This is a genomic window from Nonomuraea sp. LPB2021202275-12-8, assembly GCF_037044575.1.
Taxonomy (GTDB): Bacteria; Actinomycetota; Actinomycetes; order Streptosporangiales; family Streptosporangiaceae; genus Nonomuraea.
Map to the genome: position 1 here is coordinate 1 of NZ_JBAHWD010000044.1, position 22,952 is coordinate 22,952.

Genomic DNA, 22,952 nt, shown 5'->3' on the forward strand with positions numbered 1-22,952 from the left:
AGATGGACTTCACCCTCGCCGAGCCGATCGTGCAAGCGCTGATCGCCTGTATCGAGCGCTCAGATACCGGCTATGCCTCAGCCCACAACGGCCTTCACACCGCCTTCGCTGGTTTCGCCGCGCGACGCTGGGGCTGGGACACAGTTGACAGCAGATCATCCATCTGCGCTGACGTGAGCGTAGCCACGGTCGAATTGTTGCGTCTGCTGACAGCACCGGGCAGCCGCGTGGTGATCAGCCCGCCGGTATACCCCCCGTTTCGAGCCTGGATCAAGGAAGCCGGCGCCGTTGTCGCCGAAGCCCCACTCCAGGAGACCGAACAAGGATGGCGTCTCAACCTCGACACCATCGAGCGCGCATTCTCGCAAGGAGCGGTCGCCTACCTCTTGTGCAACCCACACAATCCCGTCGGGGTCGCCCACACACGCGAGGAGCTCGAGAACCTGGCGGCACTCGCGGACAAATACGGGGTCATCGTGATCAGCGACGAGGTACACGCACCGCTCGTCCTCACCGGTTCCGTCTTCACCCCATTTCTCTCCCTCGGGCCGATCGCCACGCGGCGGGGCATCGTATTGACCGCCGCCAGCAAGGCGTGGAACGTGGCTGGACTCAAGACGGCACTTATCCTCACCCAAGATCCAATGCTCGACGCACTCCACGACCGATTGCCCGCCGAAACACCCTGGCGTACTGGGCACCTCGGGGTCATCGCGGCAACCACCGCCTTCGCGTCCGGAGAGCTATGGCTGGACACCGTGCGCGAAGCCCTCGACTTCAATCGTCAATACCTCGCCGATCTCCTCAGCCGGCACCTCCCACGCGCCCGGTACCGCCAGCCGCAAGCTGGATACCTCGCATGGATCGATAGCTCTGAGCTCGGATGGGGTGACAAAGTCGCTGCTTCCGTCCTCGAACAACGCCGTGTCGCCCTTGATGACGGAATCGCCTTTGGTGCCGAAGGTGCGGGGTATCTTCGGCTCAACTTCGCCTGTAGTCCGGACATTTTGGACGAGGCCATCACTCGGATAGCTCAGTACGCATGACCTTACCTCGACTGGACGCTGAACCAGTTCACGCAGCCTGCGTCAACCGTCGGCGGCACCATCCCGCCCATGCCAAAAGGTCGCGAGACACTACGCTCGCGCCATGAGCGACAGGAAGTGCACCCATTGCGGCGCGACCGGTCTGACAAGCATGATCGGCGCTCACCGACCTCACGCCGCCCTGGACGGAGGTCGAGCACCCGGTCGAGTCCCGCAGCGGATGGGGCGCCAACGTTGGAATCTTTCAGCTTCCCTCGCCTCGGGCTAGGTACGTTTCCCTGGTGAGAGTCCCGATCGCGTTCGGGCCGCTGCGTCGGTGGTGGTTGGTAGCGTCCCTTCCATGCCCCCATCGCAGCGCGCCGTCCAGGCGTGGGACGGCCTGAACGAGCGGCAGCGCACGTACATGCGGGTCTTCTACTTCGCGGACCAGGATGCCGAGCAGTTCTGGAAGGGGGCGTGGGCTCGGGGTGAGGACGCGCCGCCGGCCAGCGTGTGGCGGTGGCTGGAGTACGGGAACGTCGGTGGCGGCACTCTGATCGAGCTGGGCCGGTTGCAGCGGGCATTGCAGGACGCGGGGGTTCGTGACCCGGGCGCTGGGTCCACGTTGGAGGCGTTGGAGCAGCGGGAGCTGATCGAGACCACGACGGGCCCGTCGATGATCGGGTACACGCTGAAGGTCAAGCTGACGACGTTCGGGCGTGCGGTGTGCCGGGCGGGTTGGCTGGACCTTAGCCGGCCGATGGCGCCGCGGCGGGGGCTGCTGTCTGAGGCGCTGTGGGGGATGCTGGTCGACGTCCACAAGGCCGGGCCGGAAGGGCTCGAATCTAAGTACGCGGACGGGGCGTGGAATCGGCTGATCGAGCGGGAGCCGGAGCCGTTCCTGGACAAGACCCCGGCGGAAGGCGGTTCGTGGGCGTGGCGGCTGCGGCTGACCGACGCAGGCCGGGCACATTACGCGTGAGGCGCCCAGCAGATTCCAGACAGTCGGCTACATAAGCTGACAGAAGTCTGGAAGAGGTAGGTACGTGAGGAGGCGTCGCAGGCAGTTCTCGCCGGAGTTCAAGGAAGAAGCCATCCGCATGGTGCTGGAGGGCGATCGGACAGTCGCGTCGGTGGCGCGCGAGTTCGACATCAACGCCAGCACTTTGGGCAGTTGGTGGACCGGCATCGGATCGCGAGCGCTCAGGACGGGCAGCAGCCGGTCTCCGGGCAGGACCAGGCGCGGATTCGGGAGCTGGAGCACGGCCTAGAATCAGCCGCCAAGCGGACACACCTACCAGCAGACAGGATCGCGACGTGCAACTGCCTCCGTTTTTGATCGAGCGCATGTTCGCCAAGCACGAGTTCACGTGCCGGGTGAACCTGACCGGATCAGACACCGAAGGACTGTCGCTGAATGCGCTGTGGGAGGTCGCCCCCGAGGACACGCGCCGCTGGTATGAGTCCCTGACGCTGGGTTACACCGAATCTCCGGGCCATCCGCTGCTGAGAGAGTTGGCCGCCCAGTCCTCCGGTGTCCGATCGGGGTCGGCGGTGCAGGTCTTCGCCGGCGCCACCGAGGCGGTGTTCGTCCTGCTCAACGCCATCCTCAGCCCCGAGGACCATGTGGTGGTGATCGGCCCCACGTACCAGCTGCTGATCGATGTGCCACGCGCGATCGGGGCGGAGGTGGCCGAGCTCCGCCTCCGGCGGGAGGACGGTTGGCGCTTGGATGTGGACGAGATCAGGCGCGCCCTGCGGCCGAACACCCGGCTGATTGTGGCGAACTTTCCCCACAACCCCACGGGAGCATTGCCGGAAGCGCCTGTCTTCGAGGAGCTTGTGGGCCTCGTGGACGGCACCGAGACCCTCCTGCTGAGCGACGAGATCTACCGAGGCATCGAACTGGAGCCGCAGCGCCGGCTCCCGTCCGCGGCGGCGCTGACGTCCAACGCGATCTCGGTCACGGGCGTGTCCAAGGTACTGGGCATGGCCGGGGTCCGGATCGGCTGGACGGTCACGCAGAACGAAGCGGTGACGGCGCGCCTGCTGGACTACCGTTACTGGACGACGCTGGCCACGAGCGCACCGAGCGAGGTCCTCGCCATCGCGGGCCTGCAGGCGGCTCCCGCGCTCATGGATCGCGCCAACGGCCTGGTCCGCGCCAACGCAGGTGCGCTGGCCTCTTTCGTGGAATCCACGCCTGGGTGGGACTGGGTGCCCCCGGTGGGCGGGACCTGCGCCTACCCGTGGCTGACGGCGACGGAGGCGCGGGCTTTCTCCGAGTGGCTGGTTGACCGTCACGGTGTGCTGTTGGCTCCTGACGTGATGTTCCAGCATGCCGGACAGCACCTTCGGTTCGGCATGGGCAGGGCGCTGTTCCCCGAGGGGATGGCCACGCTCGCCCGAGCCTGGCCGGAGTGGCAGCGCGAAGGCCCGTCACCCCGGCATGGGTGACCTTGAGGCGTCTCAAGGCGCCGCAGTCATCACCTGCCACGGCCCGATGCGGATATGGCGCCGCCGTCCGCCACGGGGCACTAGCTAGCCAGGAGCTGTTCGGAGTTCGGATCATGTGGCTGAGGTGAGGAGCTTCCACCACATGATCGAGCCTCGGAGGTGGAGTCCGGCCTCGTAGCTCTCCGGGGCCTTGTCGTAACGGGTTGGTGCGCCACGAGGCGCCATGGAGTCGAGTGAGGTGAGAGACCTTCACCGCCGGGTTGTCGCAGTAATCGGCGTCCTCCTCCCGAAGGCGTCCCCAGCCGCCAACTAGCGCCGACCGCTCAGAACCTTGAGTCTTTCCGGTTTCTGAAGTGGCATAGCCGCAGGTCAGGGTCAGCGCCGGGGCCACGCTCTCTGAGCGGATTCGGCCACATCTCAGCACCATCCTCCCGCCGCCGAAAACCCAGCCTCCGCGTCGTCCGGAACACGCCTCTGGCCTGCAACGATCGGCCTACTTTGGGGCTGGGGACGCCTTCGGGAGGAGGACGCCGAGAAAGCCCAGAGTTCAGGCGAACTGAAGGGTTCTCAGGATGAACTCATGGGTTCTCATGCTCTATATGGTCTGTGGACCCTTGGGTTCGTCTCGACTGGCGGGGTCTTGTTCCTCGGCCTGGGCGACGAGAAGGGCTCGGGCGTTCTCGGCGTAGCGGATAGCGGTCTTGGGATCAAGACCGAAAACGGTCGCCAGGTGGAGAGGATCAGGGTCGCGCATGACGTCGTTGACCCACTCGACGCCGGATTCGGTGTAGTCGATGACGCTCCGGAAAGGCTTGGCGCCGTGCGGGAGGGCGAGAATCCGGGTGATCTCCTCGGCAACTCCGACGGGGCTCGGGTCGACTCCGGGGACGAAGAGCGCGGAGGTCACCTCCTCATTGCGCGCAACCAGCGGGTCGAGCTCGGCGTAGGCGGCCGAGACGGCTGAGTCGCCGGCTTGGGTAGCGTTGGGGAAGTGCTGGGTGCCTTTGGTGATCGCACCGGGCATGACGATGCAGGTCTCGATGCCGAACGGGTTCGCCTCGTACGACGTGGCCACCGCCAGGGTGTCGAAAGCCGCCTTGGACGCCGCGTACGGGCCGAGGAAGGGCGGCGTGGTGACGATGATGGTGCTGCCGACGTACACCAGGGTGCCCCCGCCGCGGCTGCGCAGATGAGGCATGGCCGCCCGGTTCACCCGGTGGGCGCCGATGACGTTGATGTCGAAGAGGTGGGCGACGTCCTCGGCGGTGAACGCCTCGGTGTATCCGACGTAGAGGTGCCCCGCGTTCTGCATGACGACGTCTAGGTCGCCGCTGTCTCGCAGGATGGTGGCGACGGCCGCGTCGGCTGATTCCTGCGAGGTGACGTCGAGTTCGACGACGCGCAGTGTCCCGCCGTGCCGTGCGGCGAGGTCAAGCAACTCCTGGCGGTGGACGTCGTCCTGCCCGTAGGGCTCGCGCATGCTGGCCCACACGGTGTGCCCCGCCCGGGTGAGTGCCCGGGCGGTGAGGTTGCCGATGCCGGTGGCGGCTCCGGTGATGAGGATGGTGGACATGGCCGTTCTCCGTTCGAGGGAAGTGCGGTGGCGGGTCAGGAGGTGGGGTGGACGAGGGCGACGCGCAGGAGCCGATCGTCGCCCGGCCGGGCGTCGGTGCCGCCCCACGTTGCTCCGTCGGTGTTGGAGGTCGTGATCCACAAAGAGCCGTCGGGAGCCGGCTCCACCGTGCGGATCCGTCCGTAGCGCTGGATGAAGTAGGCGACGGGGTCGCCGTCGGGCCGGGGTCCGTTGATGGGCAGGCGCCAGAGCCGCTGTCCGCCGAGCGCGCCCATCCAGACTGCCCCGCCTGCGACGGCGATGCCGGACGGCGAGGCGTCGTCGGGGTGAATGGTGAAGAGCGGGGGTTCGCCGTTCGAGCCGTCGCGCCCTTTGGACTCGGGCCATCCGTAGTCCCGTCCCGGCCGCAGGACGTTCAGCTCGTCCCAGGTCCGGTGACCGAGTTCGGACGCGTAGGCGGTGCCGTCGGGGCCGAACGCGATGCCCCTGTACGTTGCGATGGCCGCTGGAGTAGATCGCGGTTCCCGAGAGGTTGTCCGGCGGTACGGATCCGTCGGGGCGGACCCGCAGGATCTTGCCGTTAAGCGACTCGTCGTCGGCCGAGTTCTCGGGCGAGAAGGCGTCGCCGGTGCCGATCCAGAGGTTGCCGTCCGGGCCGAAGCGCAGGCGCCCGCCGTGGTGGCGGTCGGCGGTTTCGATGCCTTCCAGGACCACCCGGTCCTGGCGCAGGGAGCGCAGGTCGGGGGCGAGGCGCAGCGCCACGACGCGGTTGGTGGGCGAGGCCGACACATACGCGTAGACGGTGCGGTCCCTGTCGAAAGACAGCGAGGCGGCCAGACCGAGGAGGCCACCCTCGGCGCTCACCTCGACTCCGGGAACCGTGCCGATCGGCGCGGGATTCCGGCCCTGCCGGATGTGCAGGATCCGTGCCGACGACCGCTCGGACACCAGGGCGGAGCCGTCTGGGAGAACCGCCAGGCCCCAGGGCATGGCCAGGCCGCGGGCGATCTCGGTGACCTCTCCGGGGACCAGGCCGCGCGTGACCGGCGCTGTGTTGTTCTGTGCTGTGTTGTTCTGTGCTGGGTTGTTCTGTGCTGGGTTGTTCTGTGACGTGCGGGGCTCCGGTGTGGTGCAACCGGGCAGCGAGACCAGGACGCAGAGGAGAGCGGTGACGGCGCTGAGGCGGCGGTTGGTACGCGGGATGAGGAGCATGGCTGATCTGTCCTTCATGTAGTCAGGCGCGGCGAGCGGGGGGCGCGCCGTCCCCCGCTCGGGCCGCTAGGTGGCGAACCGGTGCTGCAGCCGCTGGCAGGCGAAGCCGGCGAAGGCGCCCAGGGCACTACCGGCGATCAGGGTGACCAGTCCGGGGAGTACGGGCTCGGGTTCCGCGGCGAAGAAGGTGACCAGGCCCACGAACCAGGCGAGCATGTTGTCGAGGACGGGCGTCGCGCGCAGGCCGACTACGACCGAGGCCAGGACGAGGACCGCGAGCGGCAGCGCGGCGGCGCCCGCGAATGGGGCGGCCAGCTCAACGATGCCGTGGCCGAGCACGGCGAGCGCCATGCCGAGCCATAGGCAGACGACGGCATGGACGCCCTGGCGGGCAGAGGCGGGCCGGGAGAACCACGCCACCCAGCCCGCGAACATGACCCAGGCCTGCAAGCCCAAGGCGGTGCTGGTGTAGGCGGCTACCGCCGCCACCACGGCCGCGATGACGGTGAAGGTGACGAACCCGCCGGTGGTGGGCCCAGCTACGACGGAGTAGGCGGGGGTGCTGGTCGGAGGCTTCATGGCAATCCCTTCTCGATGGTTGGGTGCGGAGTCAGGCGGCGCCGCCGTTGGCGAACACGATCTGGCCGTTGATCCAACGGCCGGGGCCGGCCAGGAAGGCGACGACCTCTGCGATGTCCTGCGGGGTGCCGAGCCGGTTCATCGGGCTCAGGCCGGCGATCCGGTCGATGACCTGCTGTGACTTGCCGTCGAAGAACAGCTCCGTGGCCGTTGGGCCCGGCGCCACCGCGTTGACCGTGACGTCCCGGTTGCCGAGTTCCTTGGCGAGGATCGGAACGAGGGCCTCCACCGCCCCCTTGGTCGCGGCATACGCGCCGTAGGTCGGGAGGTGCAGGCGGGTGACGCTGGTGGAGAAGGCGACGATGGCGCCACCGAGCCGGATCCGCCGCGCGGCCTCCCTGGCCATGACGAACGTGCCCCGCACGTTGATGCGCAGCTGCCGGTCCGGCTCGGCCAGGTCCAGCTCGCGGGTGGGCCGCAGCGCCATCACACCCGCCGCGTGGACCACGACGTCGACGGGGTGCTGGTCGGCGACGCGGCCTGGTGCGTCACCCTGTTCGCCGGGTACGGCTCCGCGCTGGCCGTCGGCGGCGCCGACCGTCTGGGCACCGAACTGGCCGCCCACCCCGGAGACATCCCCGCCGCGCTGGCCACGTGGGAGGCGGCCATCCGGCCCGCGGCCGAGCGCAAGCAGAAGCTCGGCCGCCGTGTCAAAGGCGTCTACGCCCCCGCCAATCCCGTGCTGCTGTGGCTGAGCCAGTTGCCGCTGCGGCTGGCCTCCCTGCCACCGGTCCGCCGGTACATGACCCGCCGCTTCATCAAAGGTTGAAGGCCGTGCGGCACCTGGCCGGGCACCCGGCCAGGTGCTACATTCCAGGCGACTGCAAAGAACCGCGCCCGGACAGGGCGCGAACAACGGTGAGCCGGGAAGCCTGGTCGGCCCGCGATCTTGGAATCGCGGAGCTAGGAGGCTTGCTCCCGATGCGCTCGACCATGACCCTTCTCTGCTGCGGCATCGCCGCCGGTGTACTCGTCCCGGCCCTGCTCTTGCTCGACGGCGCCACCCGGCCCGGCTACAGCCTCTGGCACCACGGCGCGAGCCAGCTCGGCACGGGCCAGCGCGGCTGGCTGCAAACGGCAAACTTCGTGATCGGCGGGCTGCTGCTGCTCGCCTTCGCTACCGGGCTGCGCCGCGCGCTTCCTCCCGGACGCGCAGCCACCTGGGGGCCTATCCTTCTCACGGTCACCGGCCTGGCGTTGGCCGTGGCAGGGGTTGTGCCCACCGATCCCGCCCTCGGCTACCCGCCCGGCCAGCCAGAGGTGGTCACCACCGCGGGCCGCCTCCACGGGCTGGCCGGCTTGGTGTTGTTCGCTGGACTGGCGGCCGCGCCGTTGGTGCTGGCGCGAGGCCTGCGTGGCGGCAGCCGAGGGTGGGCGGCCTACTCACGCTGGTCGGGCGCGCTGATCATCGCCTTCGCCATCGCCGCAGGGGTCGCCTTCCGCCTGGACGGTCAGGACGTGCTCCGGCCCGCACCCGCCGGGCTGCTCGAACACGCCGCTCTGCTGATCGGCTTCGCCTGGATCGTCGCCTTCGGCGCCCGGTTGCGCCGCGCGAACACCGCCACGCGGGTGTGAGCGATGGAGATCGTGCTGAAGATCCTGCTCGGCCTGTACATCCTGCAGGCCCTGATCAAGTTCGTCGCCCTGTTCTCCGTGCCGTACCCGACTCGCATCAAGCGCATCGCCGCCGTGCACGACGACGGCGGCTTCCTGCGGTGGTTCGACGACATTCTGCTGCTGCTCATGATCGTCTTGGTCGCGTTGCTGGCCGCCGTCGGCCTGGAACACCTCAGCTTCACCACCGGCCTGCTGGTCGGCCTCACGCTGACCCAGGTGTTCTTCCACCGCTTCACCCGGCCGCTCCCGCCGGACCGCGCGCCTCCACCGCCCGTCACGCCGATCAAGACCATGTCGTATGCCATCCAGGCGTATCCGCGGCTGGCCTGGCGCGACATCCTCATGCAGGGCGCTCTGCTCGTCTGGGCGTTGTTCCTGCTCATCACCCACCCTTGAAGGAGGACCTGATGGGCAGTGCAGGGGCCCCGGTCATCGAAGTGGCTGGCCTGACCAAGCGCTACACCGACGTCGTGGCCGTCGACGACGTCGGCCTGAGCGTGCACGCGGGCCAGATCTATGCCCTGCTCGGACTCAACGGCGCCGGCAAGACCACGCTGATCCGCATGCTGCTCGGCATGATCGCCCCCACCGCCGGCTCGGCGTGGGTGCTCGGCGCGGCCGTCTCAGCCGGACACCGGTCAGCCGGGCTGCGTTCGGCCTGGGCCCGCACCGGTTACCTGGTCGAGGCCCCGGCCGCCTACCCCGAGCTGACCGTGCGCGAGAACCTCCACCTGTACGCCCGCCTGCGCCGGCTGAAACACCCCGGCCGGCACGTAGAGGACATCATCGAACGGCTGTCCCTGATTCCCTACGCCGCCCGGCGCGCCCGCACCCTGTCGATGGGCAACCTGCAGCGCCTGGCCCTGGCCAAAGCCCTCATTCACAGCCCCGACCTGCTCATCCTCGACGAGCCGGTCAATGGGCTGGATCCCGTCGGCGTGGTGGAGATCCGCACCCTGCTGACCGGCCTGGCCCGCGAGCACGGCACCACCGTGCTGATCTCCAGCCACCTGCTGGCCGAGGTCGCCCGCATGAGCGGCCGCATCGGCATCCTGCACCAGGGCCGGCTGCTGGCCGAACACGACGCCTCCAGCCTGGACGCGCACCGGCACCGCCACCTGAAGGTGAGCACCCGCAACGACGCGACAGCTCACCAGGTGCTGCGCGATCGCGGTTACCATCCCGAACCCGGCCTGCTGCTGGCAGACGAACGCGCCCTAGCCCGGCCCGAGGAAGTGGCCACCGTCCTGGTCGAAGTCGGCGTGCCACCTACCGAACTCCACTTGGTGGAAGAAGACCTTGAAGCCTACTTCCTGCGCATCGTGGGAGCCGACCATGCGTGAAGCGCTGTGGAGCGAACTGCTCAAGGCCCGACGCAGCCGCCTGCCCTGGCTCACCGCGCTCGCCTTCACCCTCGTCACCCTCGTCTGCGGGCTTTTCATGTTCATCCTGGCCGATCCTGCCCGCGCCCGCGCGCTGGGGCTACTCGGCGACAAGGCCCAGCTGTCCGGTGCCGCCGCCGACTGGCCCGGCTACCTGGCCCTGCTGGCCCAAGCGGTCGCCGTCGGCGGCCTGCTGGTCTACAGCATGATCGCCATCTGGCTGTTCGGCCGCGAGTTCAGCGACCACACCGCCAAAGACCTGCTCGCCCTGCCCACCTCCCGCACCGCCATCGTGGCCGCCAAGTTCACCCTCGCCGCCGGCTGGGCCCTGCTGCTCGCCGCCGCCACGGCCGCCGGCGGCATGCTGCTTGGCGCGCTGCTGGCACTACCCGGCTGGTCGCCGCAGGCAGCCACTGCCGGGGTCGTGAAGATTCTGGCTGCGGCCGCGCTGTCGGCCGCGCTCACCACCCCGCTGGCGCTAGCCGCCAGCATCGGCCGCGGCTACCTGGCCGCCGTCGGCGTGCTGTTCGTACTGGCCTTCGCCGCCCAGATCATCGCCGCACTCGGCTTCGGCGCCTGGTTCCCCTACTCGGTCCCCGGCCTGTACGCCGGCATTACCGGCCCAGGCCACGACCCACCCGGGCCAATCAGCATCCTGCTCGTCCTGACCGCCGGTGCACTCGGCGCGGCAGCAACCCTAGCGTGGTGGCGCAACGCCGATCATGACCGCTGACCCGAGCTGACGCTGCTGTCAGCCATCTGGTGCCGACGTTGCGTTGCTTGTTCTCAGAAACCGGGGGGGGGTCCCATTGTCGGAGCAAGATCGATCAGTGCCGCGGGGGCAGCGGAGAACATCGAACGTCTCTCAGAACCCGTTCTCACTCAAATGAGTGATCCATTCATTCTGCGAAATGTTTGTGAGAGGATTCGAGGCATGGCCTCCCCGCATGATCCTTCTCCGAGCGACGCCGACGAGGTCGAGCGGCACCTATGCCCCCGGTGCAAGGCTGAACCTGGCTCGCCCTGCCGATCGCGCGGCGGCGCTGTCGCCGGCGGCTACCACACTGACCGCTTCACCAAGGTCCCCCGGCTGGCCAAGCTGCTACGCGTGGCCACCCCTGCCGACCGCGGGCCCGGCCAGCCATGGCGGCCCGGCACGCCCGTCCCCGCCGCCGTCGCCTCGGATGCGCCGAGCGCCGACATCCGTATCGGCTACGCCCGCTGCTCAACCCTCACTCAGGAGTTGCAGTCACAGCTGGACGCGCTGGCCGCGCACGGCATCCCCCGGGAGAAGATCTTCGCCGAGAAGATCAGCAGCCGGGTACGGGTTCGCCCGCAGTTCGAGGCCGCGCTCGCGCTGGCCCGCCAAATCAAGGCGCACGCGCCGCACTGCCGGATCATCTTCACGGTGTACGAGATGAAGCGCCTGGGCCGGGATGCCGCCGAGCTGACCGCGCTGGCCGACCATCTGACCGCCCACGGCCTGGTGCTGGAGATGCTCGCCGGACCGCTACCCGGCCTGTATGACCCGAGTGGCCCGGGGCGGCTGCTGTTCGCCTTCTTCGCCGCGATGGCCGAGACCGAACGCGAGAACATCCGCGAGGCCACCCTGGAGGGCCTGGACGCGGCCGCCCGCAAAGGAAAACACGGCGGCCGCCCACCGGTCATCACCGACGACATGCTGCACACCGTGCTGCGCCGCCGCGCGGCCGGCGAGTCGGTCGAGCAGATCCGGCCCGATCTGATCATCCCCAGCGGCCGGCGCAAGGGGCGCAATCCCAGCCTGGCCAGCGTCTACCGGGCCCTGGCCGAGCAGGACAAGCGGCAGGCCTACCCCGAGGCTGTCGAGGCTGCCCAGGCCGACTTCGCCGCCTTGCACACCGCAGGTCAGCCCGGGTGACGCCCCCAGGCCCACCGCAGCCGGGCAGGGGTGCGGCGCTGGAAGATACGGGGAGATGCGGTGCTCGGGTCCAGGCAGGGCCGGAGCGGGTGATGAGCCGGCCACCGGTTCAGCGGTGCCGGTAGCCGACGGGGCGTGCCCAGCCCGTCGGCTACCGGCCGGGTGTATCAGTGGAAGCGGCGCAGCCGCAGGCTGTTGCTGACCACGAAGACGCTGGAGAACGCCATCGCGGCTCCGGCGATCATCGGGTTGAGCAGGCCGAGGGCGGCCAGTGGCAGGGCGGCCACGTTGTAGGCGAAGGCCCAGAACAGGTTGCCCTTGATCGTGGCGAGCGTCTTGCGGGACAACCGGATGGCGTCGGCCGCCACCCGCAGGTCGCCCCGTACCAGGGTGAGGTCACTCGCTTCGATGGCGGCGTCGGTGCCGGTGCCCATGGCCAGTCCGAGGTCGGCCTGGGCCAGCGCGGCGGCGTCGTTGACCCCGTCACCGACCATGGCCACGGACTTGCCCTCGGCCTGCAGCCTCTTGACCACATCCACCTTGTCGGCGGGCAGCACCTCGGCGATGACCTCGTCGATGCCCACCTCGGCGGCGACGGTCTTGGCCACGGCCTCGTTGTCGCCGGTCAGCAGGACCGGCGTGAGGCCGAGAGCGCGGAGCCGGGCGATGGCCTCCTTGCTGGTCGGCTTGACCACGTCGGCGACCACGAGCACCGCGCGGGCCTGGCCGTCCCACCCGACCGCGACGGCGGTGCGGCCGGCGGCCTGGGCCTCGTGCAGGTCTCGCTCCAGGTCCGCCGGCAGGTGCTGCGACCACTCTTCCAGGAGCCGGGGGCGGCCGACCAGCACGGCATGCCCGTCCACGATGCCCTGGACACCAAGGCCCTCGACGTTGGCGAAGTCCTCGGGTGCCGGGAGCTCTCCGACGCGGGCGGCGGCGCCCTTGGCGATCGCCTGGGCGATGGGGTGTTCGGAGGCGTACTCCAGCGCGCCGGCCAGGCGCAGCACCTCCTCCTCACTCTCTCCCTCGGCCACGTGCACGGACGTGAGGGTCATCCTGCCTTCGGTGACCGTGCCGGTCTTGTCCAGGACGACCGTGTTGATCTTGCGGGTGGACTCCAGCACCTCGGGGCCCTTGATGAGGATGCCGAGCTGAGCGCCCCGGCCGGTGCCGACCAGCAGCGCGGTCGGGGTGGCCAGGCCGAGGGCGCACGGGCAGGCGATGATCAGCACCGCGACCGCTGCCGTGAACGCCGCGCCGACGCCGTCCCCGGTGCCGAGCCAGAAACCGAGTGTGCCGAGGGCGAGCGCGATCACGATGGGCACGAAGATGCCGGAGATGCGGTCGGCCAGCCGCTGCGCCTGCGCCTTGCCGGTCTGCGCCTCCTCCACCAGCTTGGCCATCTGGGCGAGCTGGGTGTCGGCGCCGACCCGGGTCGCGCGGACGATCAGCCGTCCTCCCGCGTTCACGGTGGCGCCGGTGACGGCGTCGCCGACGCCGACCTCGACCGGCACGGATTCACCGGTGAGCATCGAGGCGTCCACGGCCGAGGAGCCCTCCTCGACCACACCGTCGGTGGCGATCTTTTCGCCGGGCCGGATCACGAACCGGTCGCCTGCCTTGAGCTGATCGACCGGGACGCGCCGGCCGTCGGCCAGTTCCACGTCCTTGGCGCCCAGTTCCAGCAGGGCGCGCAGTGCGGCGCCGGCGCGGCGCTTGGAGCGGGCCTCGAAGTAGCGTCCGGCCAGGATGAACGCGGTCACCGCCGCGGCCGTCTCCAGGTAGATGTTGCCGGAGCCGTCGGTGCGCTCGATGGTGAACGCGAACGGGTGCGTCATGCCGGGGGTGCCGGCGGTGCCGAAGAACAGCGCCCACAGCGACCAGCCGAGCGCGGCCAGGGTGCCGACCGAGATCAGCGTGTCCATGGTGGCCGCGCCGTGGCGCAGGTTGGTCCAGGCGGCCTTGTGGAAGGGCCAGCCCGCGTACGCCACCACCGGGGCGGCCAGCGTCAGCGACAACCACTGCCAGTTCGTGAACTGCAACGCCGGGATCATCGCCATGGCCACCACCGGCACCGACAGCACCACCGAGGTGATGAGGCGCTGGCGCAGCGGCTGGAGCTCGTCCTCGGGCTCCTGCTCGGCTGCCTGTCCCTCCGCCTTGGGCGGCGCGGGCAGCGCGGCCGTGTAGCCGGCCTTCTCCACCTCGGCGATCAACTCCTGCGGGTTGATACCTTCGCCGAAGGTGACCTTCGCCTTCTCGGTGGCGTAGTTGACCGTCGCGGTCACGCCGTCCATCTTGTTCAGCTTGCGCTCGATGCGGTTGGCGCACGATGCGCAGGTCATGCCGCCGATCGAGAGTTCGACCGCGTTCTGCCGGTCATCGGTGACCTGGGTCATCACCGTTCTCCTTTCTCTCGCTCAGTGGCCGTGGCCGTCGTCGGCGTGCCCACTCGACGTGGGCGTTGATGTGGGCGTTGACGTGGGCGTGGGCTCGGACGTCGGGACCTGCGGCCGCTCACCCGCGCCAAGGGTGAAGTCGGCGGTGCGGACCTTCCCCTGGTGCTGGAAGTCGAGGAACAGGCGGTAGTCGCCGGTGCTGGGCACCTCGGCGTAGAAGACGATCTCCGGGCCGGCCTGGGTCTTGCCGTCGCCGGGCTCTCCGTCCGGGTGGACGTGCAGGTAGGCCAGGTCCCGGGCGCGCAGGGCCACCAGATGGCCGTAGGCGCCGAGGTAGGGCTGCAGGTCGCTGACCGGCTTGCCGTCCTTGCTCACCTTGAGGGTCAGCCTGCTGGACTGTCCGGGGGCCAGCTCGCCGTCGACGGTGACCTCGTATCCGTCGACCGTCGCCGTACGGCTCTGCTGGGGCAGCGCCTCGGGCCGGTAGTCGCCGGCCACGGACAGGTCGGCTCCCAGGGTCAGGCCGCTGCCACCGGTGGGCACGAAGTCGGCGAAGACGCGGTACGACCCGGCAGTCGGCAATGTCAGCTTGACCGACCAGATGCCGTCGGGCGCCATCTCGGGGTGCACGTGCTGGAAGGTCTTCAGGTCGCGGGAGGCGACGATGAGGTGCAGCTTCTTGTCGTGCTCGACCTGGTAGCCGGTGACCGGATCGCTGTTTGGCCCGGTCACTGCGAAGCGGAAGTCGCTCGGCTCATCGGACTTGATCGTCGTGGTGAGCGGATTGAGGGTGTAGCCGTTCTCGGACACTTGGAGCCCCCCAGGGGTATCGTCCTTCGCCTGTTCGGTGGCGTGCTCCCCATGTCTCGCACTCGCGTTCGCCGTGGGCGCCGTCATGGCGGCGTGGTCCTCTGCCGGGGGCGCCCCGACCGGCCCGACCGCCTTGCCGACGCCCAGGGCGCCGCCGAAGACGACGGCCAGCCCCAGGACGTACGAGCCGAGCTTGGCCGCGGTGTTCACTGGTTCGCCACTTCGTAGCCGGCCTCTTCGACGGCGGAGACGATCTTCGCCGCGTCGATGGGGCCGTCGCTGTTCACGGTCAGCAGGCCGCTCGCCAGGTCCACCTCGGCACTGGTGACACCGGCCACTTCACTGACCTCTTCCTTGACGGAGCTGACGCAGTGGCCGCAGGTCATGCCCTTGACGGTGTAGGTGGCGGTGCTCATATCGATCTCTCCTTCAATCCGTGGGTTCAGGAACGCACCAGTCGGGCGATGGCGTCCGAGGCTTCCTTGATCTTGGCGTCGGCCTCCGGCCCGCCCTTGAGGGTCGCTTCGGCGACGCAGTGCGCCAGGTGCTCTTCCAGCAGCGACAGGGCGAAGGCCTTCAATGCGCTGGTGGCCGCGGAGACCTGGGTCAGGACGTCGATGCAGTAGTTGTCCTCCTCGACCATCCGCTGCAGGCCACGCACCTGGCCCTCGACCCGGCGCAGCCTGCGCTGATGATCCTGTTTCGCGTGCATGTATCCGGCCATGCCCGCCCCTCTCCACCATCTCTCTCGAATAGAACACTATACCCCCCTATGGTATTTCGTCGTTCTGTCTTTCCGATGCCGCCAAGCGACGGCCGCCGTGCGGGGCCGCATCGGCTTGTCACCTCCGGAACGGCTGTACAGGATCACTGCCTGCGGGTACCGGCTGGGTGCCTGCGGAGGGGCAGCAGGCCGGCCAGGGCGCGGAGCCACCGCGCCCATACCGGGGAAGGCGGCTGCCAACGCGCCGGTGAGCGCGGGCAGGTCGCCGGGTTCGGCGGCGGCCTGCGAGGCGCGATGGCCATCATCACCGCCAGGCCGAGGGCCGAGCGATCTGGTAGCTGGTGTTGACGATGCCGAGGCGAGCCCCGCCTGCTCCGGGCGGGCCGGCGACAGTCCCGCCACGCCCATCGCGGCCGGCACGATGAGCGCCAGCGGTGCGGATTGACGGCGTCCGTGCCGTCGTCCTGCTGATTCCTGTCCTCTCGCCGTCGATGGACGATGCAAGGGGATGGGGTTCCGGAGGTGCTGGGAACGTCCGGCATCGGCCCGTTGGGGTGGGCGCGCAGGTCTGTGCGCCCACCCTCGTCCGCACGTTCCTAGCGGCCCTCGCCTGTCGGCCGGCAGTCCGGGGCGATCACCGGAGACCCGGTCAGGCGCTCGTTACGAGCCGGCGCCGGCCATTTCATACCCGGCCTCCTGCACGGCGGCGCGGATCTGGTCGTCGGAGAAACCCGACCCGCTCACCGTGACCGCGCCGGCGGCCAGGTCGACCTGCACGTCGCTGACGCCCTCAACCTTGCCGACCTCGGCCGACACTGACGACACGCAATGCCCGCAGGTCATCCCGCTGACCGCATACACCTGCCGCACGCCTTCGTCGGCCGCCGAGGTCGCAACGGCGACGCCGGCCTCCTGGGCGCTGTCCTGGGTGCCGCAAGAACACGCTGTGCACATGGTGGTTCCCTTCATCCGCCATAAAACACCCCTAAGGCATGTACCCCTCTGGGGTATCGTTCGCGGAGGAACGTAACATACCCCCCTGGGGTTGTGTCAAAGGGAGGCACGTGCGGCCACCGCGCTCCTGAGCGGTCCGCAGGCTCCGAACTGTCGCCCCGGCCAGGTCGGCATGCGCCCACACGGGCGCGATCGCTGACGTCATGTGTCCATGCGTCACCTCCACGGAGGGCGGTCGGAGGAGGCAGGACCTCCCGAGGTAATGCCGCAGGGACGCCGTACGGACGGTGACCTCGCCGCGGCCGAAAAAGGGCCGGATATCCGGCGGCCACCCGGTGACCGCCGCGGCGAGGCCCGACTTGCTACGCGCCAGGCCCGGCCGCGGCGCGGGAGGGACCAAGCGTCCACCGGGCGCGTACGGGGTACGGCCGCGCGGTTTGTAGACCGCCAGCACGGTGGCCAGCACCAGCAGCACCAGCGCCACCACGGCGTGGATTACCACAGAAGGACTGCGCAGCATCTGCACGTCCGCCTGCGGGGCCGCCGCCAGGTCGGCCAGGGCGCCGAGCGTGGTCGTGTACATCAGCAGCACCACGAGGCCAACGATGTTGATCAGCAGCTTGAACAGCACCCAGTAGTGCCGCAGCAACCCCCAGGCGCCGCCCAGGGACTGCACCACCCCGGTGAGCAGCGAGGCCGCGGCGAGCGGGACGAGGGTGTACCAGGCGGCCGGTTCCATGAGCCGGTAGACGGCCCGGACCAGCGCGGTGTCCGGGCTGGCGATCCCGACGACGGCCAGCGCCAAAAACACGACTACCGCCCCCAGCCAGCCCACCGACGTGGTGATGTGCGTGGTGAGCACCAGCTTGCGCAGAGCGGGCGCCATCGTCGTCACCCGGCCACCCAGCCGGTCCCCCACCCGGCCGGCGGCTCGCCCAGCTCGCTTCGGATCCGGCTCGACACGGGCTGAACCACCCGCGCCCGGACCGTCTCCGCCTGCGGCGCGGGCGTCCGAGCCGCCGTCGACCGGGTGGCGCCGTGGCCGCCGGGACCGTGGCCGCCCGAACTGTGGCGGCCCGGACCGTGGCCGGTGAGCATCAAGACGACGAAGAGCAAAATCACCACCGCGGCGATGATGGCGGCCACTTTCACCCAGCGGGGCGTACCGGCGTCGCCGCCGTGGCGCTCACGTGCTTCGGCCATGACAGGTCCCTTTCAGCGGGTGGAGCGTGCGTGGACTCCGAGTTTTGCGAAACACTTTGTATACGTCAATACAGCATGTATTGATCCTTGGGTGACGTATTCTCAGGGTGTGCCGAAGCTGTGGAGCGAGACGATCGAGGCGCATCGCCACCAGGTGCACGAGGCGATCCTGCGCCATGCCTCGGCGCTCGTGGCCGAGCACGGGCTGCGGGGGGTCACCATGTCGAAGGTCGCGGAGATGACCGGCATCGGGCGGGCGACGTTGTACAAGTACTTCCCGGACGTCGAGTCGATCCTGCTCGCCTGGCACGAGCGGCAGATCACCAGCCACCTCGGCCATCTCGCCCAGGTGCGCGACCAGGCCGGCGACCCGGCGGCGGCCCTTGACGCGGTGCTGCAGGCTTATGCCCACATCACCCAGCAGGCGCGCCGGCACGGTGACGGCGCCCACGGTGACGGCGCCCTGGTGACGCTCATGCATCGCGACGAGCACGTCGCCGACGCCGAGCGGCGGCTGCACGAGCTGATCCGCGACCTGCTGGCCGACGGCGTCCGCGCCGGCGTGGTCCGCGAGGACATCCCCACCGGCGAACTGGCCGGCTACTGCCTGCACGCCGTCGCGGCGGCAGGCGAGCTGCCGTCCCAGGCCGCCGCCCGCCGCCTGGTGCAGGTCATCCGATCCGGGCTGGCGCCCCCGGCCACGTAAGGGGCGGCGGGCGCACCGGCCGCCACGAAACCCCAGGTCACCGCAGGACGTGCGCTGACCGCACCGGACAGGGCTAGCCGGTCAGCACCGATTGGACCGATTTGGTCACCACGTCGGCCGCGTCCTGTGCGGGCAGGCGTCCCGCGCGCAGCTCGTTCGCCGCTCCGTGCAGGATGTAGTGGCCGAGGCTGACCAGCCAGGTGGCGGTCAGGTCGGTGCGAAAGACGCCCTGTTCCTGGCCGCGGCCGATGAGCTCGGCCATGCGTCGCGCGGGTTCGGCGTGCAGGTCTCGCACCCGCCCCGCGGGAAGGACTCCCTCCGCCGCGCTCAGCAGCGCCGCGGATTCGGCCACGACCTCCCAGCTCGAGGCCAGCAGCCGGGTCATGGCCTCGCGGGCGTCTCCGGCCAGATCGAGGCAGGAGAGGGTCTCCTCGCCGGCCCGCAGCGCGTCCATGAGGGCGGCTTCGACAAGGTCGGCCCGGGTGCGGAAGTGACCGTACAGCGTCATCCGCCCGACGCCGGCGGCCTGGGCGATGTCATCGGTGGTCGCGTTCGGATCTGAACTCAGCAAGGCGCGCGCCGCGGACACGATGGCGACGATGTTGCGCTCGGCATCGGCACGGCGTCCGGAGCGCGCGGAAGGTGAACCCATGGCGGACAGTTTATCTCGTATGTCCATATACGGGTTATAGTGACGGCTAGTTCTCGTATATGAGAGTACGAGTTTTCTCCACGGAGCATCTGATGACCCACGAAGCAGTACGGCAGACCTCGCCCCCCGGGCCGCATCCGGCGCGGTGGCGCATCCTCGGTTTCCTCGGGGTGGCCCAGCTCATGCTGATCCTCGACGTCACCGTGGTGGCCATCGCGCTGCCGCACATCGAGACCGACCTCGGGCTCAGCCGGGAGGCGCTGACCTGGACGGTCAGCGCCTACACCCTCACCTTCGGCGGGCTGATGCTGCTCGGCGGGCGCATCACCGACCTGGTGGGAGCCAAGCGGGTGGTGCTCGCCGGACTGCTGGTGTTCACCCTCGCCTCGCTGGTCACCGGACTGGCCGGGTCCGCGGACATCCTCGTGGGCGGCCGCATCGCCCAAGGCGTCGGCGCGGCGCTGCTGTCCCCATCGGCCTTGTCGCTGGTGGTGTCCCTGTTCGACGCCGAAGAGCGGAACAAGGCCCTGGGCGTCTGGTCCGCGCTCGGCGGCACCGGCGCCGCCCTCGGCGTTCTGCTGGGCGGCCTGCTCACCGCCGGCCCCGGGTGGTCGTGGGTCTTCTACGTCAACGTGCCCATCGGGCTGGTGATCGCCGTCATGCTCGCCGTTCTGCTGCCGGCCAGGCCGCCGGTGGCCGCCGAGCGGCCCCGGCTCGACATCCTCGGCGCGCTGCTGGTCACGGCCTCCTCCGCGTCGTTGATTTACGGCCTCATCGCCGCCGGTGAGCAGGGCTGGCTGAGCGCGCTGACCGGGTGGCTCGTGCTGGCGGCCGCCGTGGGTTACGTGCTGTTCGTGCTGTGGCAGCGGCGGACCCGCTCGCCCCTGATGGATGTCCGGCTGCTGGTCCGCCGGCCGGTGGCCACCGGCGCCTTCCTCATCCTGATGGCGACGGCGCTGATGATCGCGGTGTTCTTCCTGGGCACCTTCTACTTCCAGCACGCCCTGGGATACGGCGCGCTGCAGACAGGGCTGCTGTTCCTGCCGGTGGCACTGGCGACGATGCTCGGGGCCAACCTGACCGGACGGGTGCTCGGCCGCTGGGGCGCACGCGCTCTGGCCGTGGCGAGCCTGATCGTGGCGGCGATCGGCCTGGCCGTGCCGGTGGTGACGTTGACCCCGGTCAGCGTCGTGGTCGGCGTGGCCGTCGCCGCGGCGGGAACCGGCGCGATGTTCGTCATCGCCTCGGCGACCGCGCTCGGCCAGGTGGCGCCGCACGAGGCCGGGATCGCCTCCGGCATCGTGAGCACCTTCCACGAGTTCGGCGCCTCCATCGGCGCCGCGGTCGTGTCGAGCGTCGCGGCGGCGAGCCTGATGGGGACCACGTTGACCGGCTTCACCAGCGGGTTCATCGTGGCCGCGGTCGCGGCGGCGGTCGGCGCCGTCGCCGCCGCGCTGGTGACGCCCGGCCGTTCAACGCGGCAGGGGTAAGCAGGCTCCTGCTTACCCCGGCCGTGCTCGCGAGGTCCTGAGTTTCGCGACCTCTGATCGGCGGCCGCCCCCGGCCGTGTGGGCAGAGCACCACATCGGGGGCGGGACGTCTCAGGACACGGGGGCATGGTAGGTTCCTTCAATACCCAAGGGGGGTATCGCGATGGCTCGGCCGGCGGCGGTACACCCCGCTCTTCGGCGCCGCCGGCGAGGCGGACAAGAATCCTCCCAGCGGCCCGGCCCCCGGAAGGTGGCGAACATGACTCAGGAACGGCGCCTTCGCATCGCCCTCATCGTGGTGGGAGTCGGCCTGGTCGCCGGCGTGTATCCCTTGATCAACCTGTGGCCGGCCGGTTTCCGCTGGCAGCCGGCGCAACCCGAGTACGAGCAGATGATCGCGGTGATCATGGCGGTGCTGGGGATCTTCCTGATCCGAGCCTCCCGCGACCCGTTCAACCACTTGTCCTTGATCTGGTTCACCGTGTGGTCCAGCCTGGCGCACGCCCTCCTCATGGCCGTGCACGCCGTGATGAATCTCCACGCGTGGGTCCATCTGGTCGGCGACGTTCCCGCGCTGGTGATCGTGGCCGTGGTGCTCACCGTGTTCACCCCTCGCCGACTGCCGTCACCTACCAGGGCCAGAGGGTCCACACCCTGAACGGTCCACACGCCGCGACGGTGGAGCGGGGAACCCTTCTCCGCCTCGCCGCACCCGACCAGAGCGGGCCATTCGCCCTGGTCATGTCCTGGGCGTCGAGCGCGCCGGAGGGCCGGCGGCCACCCGGCGCGATCACCCCAGCAATCGCCTCTCCTGGCCGTCGAGGCCGCACCCCATCACCACTCGTGAAGGAAGACCACTGTTGAGCACCGACCCGCACGACATCCTCACCGCCTGCACCACCCAGGAGCTACGCCAACGGCGCAGCGTCAAGTGGCGCGAATTCCCGCCGGACGTCCTGCCCCTGCGCATCGCGGAAATGGACACCCCGCTCGCCGAGCCCATCACCTCAGCACTGAGCACCGCCATCAACCGCGGCGACACCGGCTACGCGCTCGCCGGACGGCTTCCCGAGGCATTCGCCGGCTTCGCCGCGCGACACTACGGCTGGCACCCCGACGCCAGCGCCGCGCGCCTGATCCCGGACGTCATGACCGGCATCGTCGAGGCCCTCCAGATCATCACCGAGCCCGGCGATCGCATCGTCTTCAACACCCCGGGATACCCGCCCTTCTTCTACTGGATCCAGCGCATCGGCCGCCAGGTGACCCCCAGCCCGCTGGCCGACGGGCCGAACGGGCACCGGCTCGACCTGGACCGGCTGGAACGCGACTTCGCCTCCGGCGCGCGGGCGTACCTGCTGTGCAACCCGCACAACCCCACCGGCCTGGTTTTCACCCGCGAGGAGCTGGCACAGGTGGCGGCACTGGCTGAGCGCTACGACGTGCGGATCGTCTCCGACGAGATCCTCGCACCCCTCATCTACCCCGGCGGGCGGCACATCCCGTTCCCGTCCCTGGACAGCCCGTCCGCGGCCCGCTCCATCGCTCTGGTCTCGGCCTCCAAGGCCTTCAACATCGCCGGGCTCAAGGCCGCCCTGGCGGTGCCCGGGCCGGACGCGCACGCCGACGTGGCGCAGATCCACGAGGAGGTCAGCGAGGGCGCCGGCCTGTTCGGCGTCCTCGCCGCCGAAGCCGCCTTCACCCACGGCGACCTGTGGCTGCGACGTTTGATCGACGACCTGGACGACAACCGCCGCCTGCTGGCCGCCCAACTCGCCGACCGCCTGCCCCGCATCGTCTACCATCCCCCTCAGGGGGGCTATGTGGGCTGGCTCGACTGCCGCGCGCTCGGCTGGGGTGCCGACCCCGCACAGGTATTCCTCGATCACGGCAGGGTCGGACTGTCCTCTGGCCCGAGGTTCGGGCCGCCCGGGCACGGGTTCGTCCGCCTCAACTTCGCCACCGCACCGGCACGGCTCGTCGAGGCCGTCAACCGCATGGCCACCGCCCGCGATCGGGCGGATGCCGGGGCGGACGAGCAGCACGGCTGAGCAGCACGGCTGAGCAGCACGGCTGAGCATGGGCCCCTGTTGAAGGCAGAGCTACGCCACGCACGCTTTCGGCGAGGGCTGCCGTCAGTTTTCGCCGTCCTCGCCCATGACGCGATAGACGCTGGCCAGGCAGGGGTGGCGGCCCTTGTTCTGGCCGG

At 69.7% G+C, this 22,952-nt stretch carries 26 protein-coding genes and 1 pseudogene; 14 read left to right on the top strand and 13 right to left on the bottom strand.

All coding sequences use genetic code 11. The features are described from left to right. From V5E28_RS43395 to V5E28_RS43410, 4 genes are all read left to right on the top strand, one after another. On the top strand, positions 1-1,046 hold a 1,046-nt coding region (locus V5E28_RS43395), incomplete at its 5' end, for a MalY/PatB family protein (RefSeq protein WP_336215929.1). A gap of 340 nt (positions 1,047-1,386) precedes the next feature. Then, positions 1,387-2,007 carry a hypothetical protein gene (locus V5E28_RS43400; RefSeq protein WP_336215930.1) on the top strand — a complete coding sequence of 207 codons (621 nt, stop codon included), beginning with the start codon at positions 1,387-1,389 and terminating at the stop codon, positions 2,005-2,007. 64 nt (positions 2,008-2,071) lie between these two features. Further along, complete coding sequence (locus tag V5E28_RS43405) at positions 2,072-2,296, top strand: transposase (protein ID WP_336215931.1); 225 nt, start codon at positions 2,072-2,074, stop codon at positions 2,294-2,296. Positions 2,297-2,342: 46 nt separating this feature from the next. Then, positions 2,343-3,482, top strand: coding sequence for an aminotransferase class I/II-fold pyridoxal phosphate-dependent enzyme (locus V5E28_RS43410; RefSeq protein WP_336215932.1), 1,140 nt, complete (start codon positions 2,343-2,345; stop codon positions 3,480-3,482). 595 nt (positions 3,483-4,077) lie between these two features. Here V5E28_RS43410 and V5E28_RS43415 read toward each other — a convergent pair. The 5 genes and pseudogenes from V5E28_RS43415 to V5E28_RS43430 all read right to left on the bottom strand — a co-directional run bounded on the left by V5E28_RS43415 (position 4,078) and on the right by V5E28_RS43430 (position 7,354). Beyond that, the gene (locus V5E28_RS43415) at positions 4,078-5,055 is read right to left on the bottom strand and encodes an SDR family NAD(P)-dependent oxidoreductase (protein ID WP_336215934.1); all 978 of its coding nucleotides are present in this window, start codon (positions 5,053-5,055) and stop codon (positions 4,078-4,080) included. Between the two features lie 35 nt (positions 5,056-5,090). Continuing rightward, positions 5,091-5,555 carry a PQQ-dependent sugar dehydrogenase gene (locus V5E28_RS49820; protein WP_442945967.1) on the bottom strand — a complete coding sequence of 155 codons (465 nt, stop codon included), beginning with the start codon at positions 5,553-5,555 and terminating at the stop codon, positions 5,091-5,093. Then, positions 5,521-6,285: pseudogene (locus V5E28_RS49825) on the bottom strand (PQQ-dependent sugar dehydrogenase); the annotation flags it as partial. The pseudogene V5E28_RS49825 and the gene V5E28_RS49820, both read right to left, overlap by 35 nt. Positions 6,286-6,333: 48 nt before the next feature. Then, the gene (locus V5E28_RS43425; RefSeq protein WP_336215936.1) at positions 6,334-6,846 is read right to left on the bottom strand and encodes a DUF1097 domain-containing protein; all 513 of its coding nucleotides are present in this window, start codon (positions 6,844-6,846) and stop codon (positions 6,334-6,336) included. A gap of 31 nt (positions 6,847-6,877) precedes the next feature. Beyond that, entirely contained in the window at positions 6,878-7,354 is a 477-nt protein-coding gene (locus tag V5E28_RS43430; RefSeq protein WP_336215937.1) for an SDR family oxidoreductase, read from the bottom strand. Here V5E28_RS43430 and V5E28_RS43435 point away from each other — a divergent pair. The 6 genes from V5E28_RS43435 (at position 7,346) to V5E28_RS43460 (ending at position 11,805) form a co-directional block, all read left to right on the top strand. After that, positions 7,346-7,675, top strand: coding sequence for a hypothetical protein (locus V5E28_RS43435; protein WP_336215939.1), 330 nt, complete (start codon positions 7,346-7,348; stop codon positions 7,673-7,675). The genes V5E28_RS43430 and V5E28_RS43435 overlap by 9 nt on opposite strands. Positions 7,676-7,827: 152 nt before the next feature. Further along, on the top strand, positions 7,828-8,481 hold the full coding sequence (locus V5E28_RS43440) for a DUF998 domain-containing protein (protein WP_336215941.1): 654 nt from the start codon (positions 7,828-7,830) through the stop codon (positions 8,479-8,481). Between the two features lie 3 nt (positions 8,482-8,484). Further along, entirely contained in the window at positions 8,485-8,919 is a 435-nt protein-coding gene (locus tag V5E28_RS43445; protein ID WP_336215943.1) for a hypothetical protein, read from the top strand. A gap of 11 nt (positions 8,920-8,930) precedes the next feature. Continuing rightward, on the top strand, positions 8,931-9,866 hold the full coding sequence (locus V5E28_RS43450; RefSeq protein ID WP_336215944.1) for an ABC transporter ATP-binding protein: 936 nt from the start codon (positions 8,931-8,933) through the stop codon (positions 9,864-9,866). After that, positions 9,859-10,638: an ABC transporter permease gene (locus V5E28_RS43455; RefSeq protein WP_336215945.1), complete on the top strand. Its 780-nt coding sequence runs from the start codon at positions 9,859-9,861 to the stop codon at positions 10,636-10,638. Before V5E28_RS43450 ends, V5E28_RS43455 begins: the two co-directional genes overlap by 8 nt. Before the next feature lie 201 nt (positions 10,639-10,839). After that, positions 10,840-11,805, top strand: coding sequence for a recombinase family protein (locus tag V5E28_RS43460; protein ID WP_336215947.1), 966 nt, complete (start codon positions 10,840-10,842; stop codon positions 11,803-11,805). Positions 11,806-11,972: 167 nt separating this feature from the next. Here V5E28_RS43460 and V5E28_RS43465 read toward each other — a convergent pair whose 3' ends face one another. From V5E28_RS43465 to V5E28_RS43495, 7 genes are all read right to left on the bottom strand, one after another. Next, entirely contained in the window at positions 11,973-14,204 is a 2,232-nt protein-coding gene (locus V5E28_RS43465) for a heavy metal translocating P-type ATPase (RefSeq protein WP_336215949.1), read from the bottom strand. 21 nt (positions 14,205-14,225) lie between these two features. Next, positions 14,226-15,224, bottom strand: a complete 999-nt coding sequence (locus V5E28_RS43470) for a hypothetical protein (protein ID WP_336215951.1) — start codon at positions 15,222-15,224, stop codon at positions 14,226-14,228. Continuing rightward, positions 15,221-15,430 (bottom strand): heavy-metal-associated domain-containing protein, encoded by a 210-nt coding sequence (locus V5E28_RS43475; protein ID WP_336215953.1) that lies wholly within the window; start codon positions 15,428-15,430, stop codon positions 15,221-15,223. The genes V5E28_RS43470 and V5E28_RS43475 overlap by 4 nt, the downstream gene beginning before the upstream one ends. Before the next feature lie 26 nt (positions 15,431-15,456). Beyond that, complete coding sequence (locus V5E28_RS43480) at positions 15,457-15,738, bottom strand: metal-sensitive transcriptional regulator (RefSeq protein WP_336215955.1); 282 nt, start codon at positions 15,736-15,738, stop codon at positions 15,457-15,459. Between the two features lie 660 nt (positions 15,739-16,398). Further along, complete coding sequence (locus V5E28_RS43485; protein WP_336215956.1) at positions 16,399-16,707, bottom strand: heavy-metal-associated domain-containing protein; 309 nt, start codon at positions 16,705-16,707, stop codon at positions 16,399-16,401. Between the two features lie 16 nt (positions 16,708-16,723). Continuing rightward, complete coding sequence (locus tag V5E28_RS43490; protein WP_336215958.1) at positions 16,724-17,587, bottom strand: hypothetical protein; 864 nt, start codon at positions 17,585-17,587, stop codon at positions 16,724-16,726. Further along, a complete protein-coding gene (locus tag V5E28_RS43495; protein WP_336215959.1) occupies positions 17,584-17,895 on the bottom strand; it encodes a hypothetical protein in 312 nt (103 codons plus the stop codon). The genes V5E28_RS43490 and V5E28_RS43495 overlap by 4 nt, the downstream gene beginning before the upstream one ends. A 109-nt stretch (positions 17,896-18,004) precedes the next feature. On the opposite strand from V5E28_RS43495, the gene V5E28_RS43500 reads away from it, so the two are divergent. Then, complete coding sequence (locus tag V5E28_RS43500) at positions 18,005-18,601, top strand: TetR/AcrR family transcriptional regulator (RefSeq protein ID WP_336215960.1); 597 nt, start codon at positions 18,005-18,007, stop codon at positions 18,599-18,601. Between the two features lie 73 nt (positions 18,602-18,674). Here the strand turns inward: V5E28_RS43500 and V5E28_RS43505 are convergent, their stop codons facing one another. Then, positions 18,675-19,253, bottom strand: coding sequence for a TetR/AcrR family transcriptional regulator (locus tag V5E28_RS43505; protein ID WP_336215961.1), 579 nt, complete (start codon positions 19,251-19,253; stop codon positions 18,675-18,677). Positions 19,254-19,345: 92 nt separating this feature from the next. On the opposite strand from V5E28_RS43505, the gene V5E28_RS43510 reads away from it, so the two are divergent. The 3 genes from V5E28_RS43510 to V5E28_RS43520 all read left to right on the top strand — a co-directional run bounded on the left by V5E28_RS43510 (position 19,346) and on the right by V5E28_RS43520 (position 22,794). Beyond that, positions 19,346-20,743 carry an MFS transporter gene (locus tag V5E28_RS43510; RefSeq protein WP_336215963.1) on the top strand — a complete coding sequence of 466 codons (1,398 nt, stop codon included), beginning with the start codon at positions 19,346-19,348 and terminating at the stop codon, positions 20,741-20,743. 259 nt (positions 20,744-21,002) lie between these two features. Beyond that, a complete protein-coding gene (locus tag V5E28_RS43515; protein WP_336215965.1) occupies positions 21,003-21,401 on the top strand; it encodes a DUF6632 domain-containing protein in 399 nt (132 codons plus the stop codon). Positions 21,402-21,603: 202 nt separating this feature from the next. Then, positions 21,604-22,794 (top strand): MalY/PatB family protein, encoded by a 1,191-nt coding sequence (locus V5E28_RS43520; RefSeq protein WP_336215966.1) that lies wholly within the window; start codon positions 21,604-21,606, stop codon positions 22,792-22,794. Positions 22,795-22,952: the final 158 nt, after the last annotated feature.

Bases quoted from the DNA above. Each gene is read 5' to 3' on its own strand.
- V5E28_RS43400 (WP_336215930.1), top strand. From the start codon at position 1,387: ATGCCCCCATCGCAGCGCGCCGTCCAGGCGTGGGACGGCCTGAACGAG.
- V5E28_RS43415 (WP_336215934.1), bottom strand. From the start codon at position 5,055: ATGTCCACCATCCTCATCACCGGAGCCGCCACCGGCATCGGCAACCTC.
- V5E28_RS43425 (WP_336215936.1), bottom strand. From the start codon at position 6,846: ATGAAGCCTCCGACCAGCACCCCCGCCTACTCCGTCGTAGCTGGGCCC.
- V5E28_RS43440 (WP_336215941.1), top strand. From the start codon at position 7,828: ATGCGCTCGACCATGACCCTTCTCTGCTGCGGCATCGCCGCCGGTGTA.
- V5E28_RS43445 (WP_336215943.1), top strand. From the start codon at position 8,485: ATGGAGATCGTGCTGAAGATCCTGCTCGGCCTGTACATCCTGCAGGCC.
- V5E28_RS43450 (WP_336215944.1), top strand. From the start codon at position 8,931: ATGGGCAGTGCAGGGGCCCCGGTCATCGAAGTGGCTGGCCTGACCAAG.
- V5E28_RS43455 (WP_336215945.1), top strand. From the start codon at position 9,859: ATGCGTGAAGCGCTGTGGAGCGAACTGCTCAAGGCCCGACGCAGCCGC.
- V5E28_RS43460 (WP_336215947.1), top strand. From the start codon at position 10,840: ATGGCCTCCCCGCATGATCCTTCTCCGAGCGACGCCGACGAGGTCGAG.
- V5E28_RS43465 (WP_336215949.1), bottom strand. From the start codon at position 14,204: ATGACCCAGGTCACCGATGACCGGCAGAACGCGGTCGAACTCTCGATC.
- V5E28_RS43475 (WP_336215953.1), bottom strand. From the start codon at position 15,430: ATGAGCACCGCCACCTACACCGTCAAGGGCATGACCTGCGGCCACTGC.
- V5E28_RS43480 (WP_336215955.1), bottom strand. From the start codon at position 15,738: ATGGCCGGATACATGCACGCGAAACAGGATCATCAGCGCAGGCTGCGC.
- V5E28_RS43485 (WP_336215956.1), bottom strand. From the start codon at position 16,707: ATGAAGGGAACCACCATGTGCACAGCGTGTTCTTGCGGCACCCAGGAC.
- V5E28_RS43495 (WP_336215959.1), bottom strand. From the start codon at position 17,895: ATGGCCGAAGCACGTGAGCGCCACGGCGGCGACGCCGGTACGCCCCGC.
- V5E28_RS43505 (WP_336215961.1), bottom strand. From the start codon at position 19,253: ATGGGTTCACCTTCCGCGCGCTCCGGACGCCGTGCCGATGCCGAGCGC.
- V5E28_RS43510 (WP_336215963.1), top strand. From the start codon at position 19,346: ATGACCCACGAAGCAGTACGGCAGACCTCGCCCCCCGGGCCGCATCCG.
- V5E28_RS43515 (WP_336215965.1), top strand. From the start codon at position 21,003: ATGACTCAGGAACGGCGCCTTCGCATCGCCCTCATCGTGGTGGGAGTC.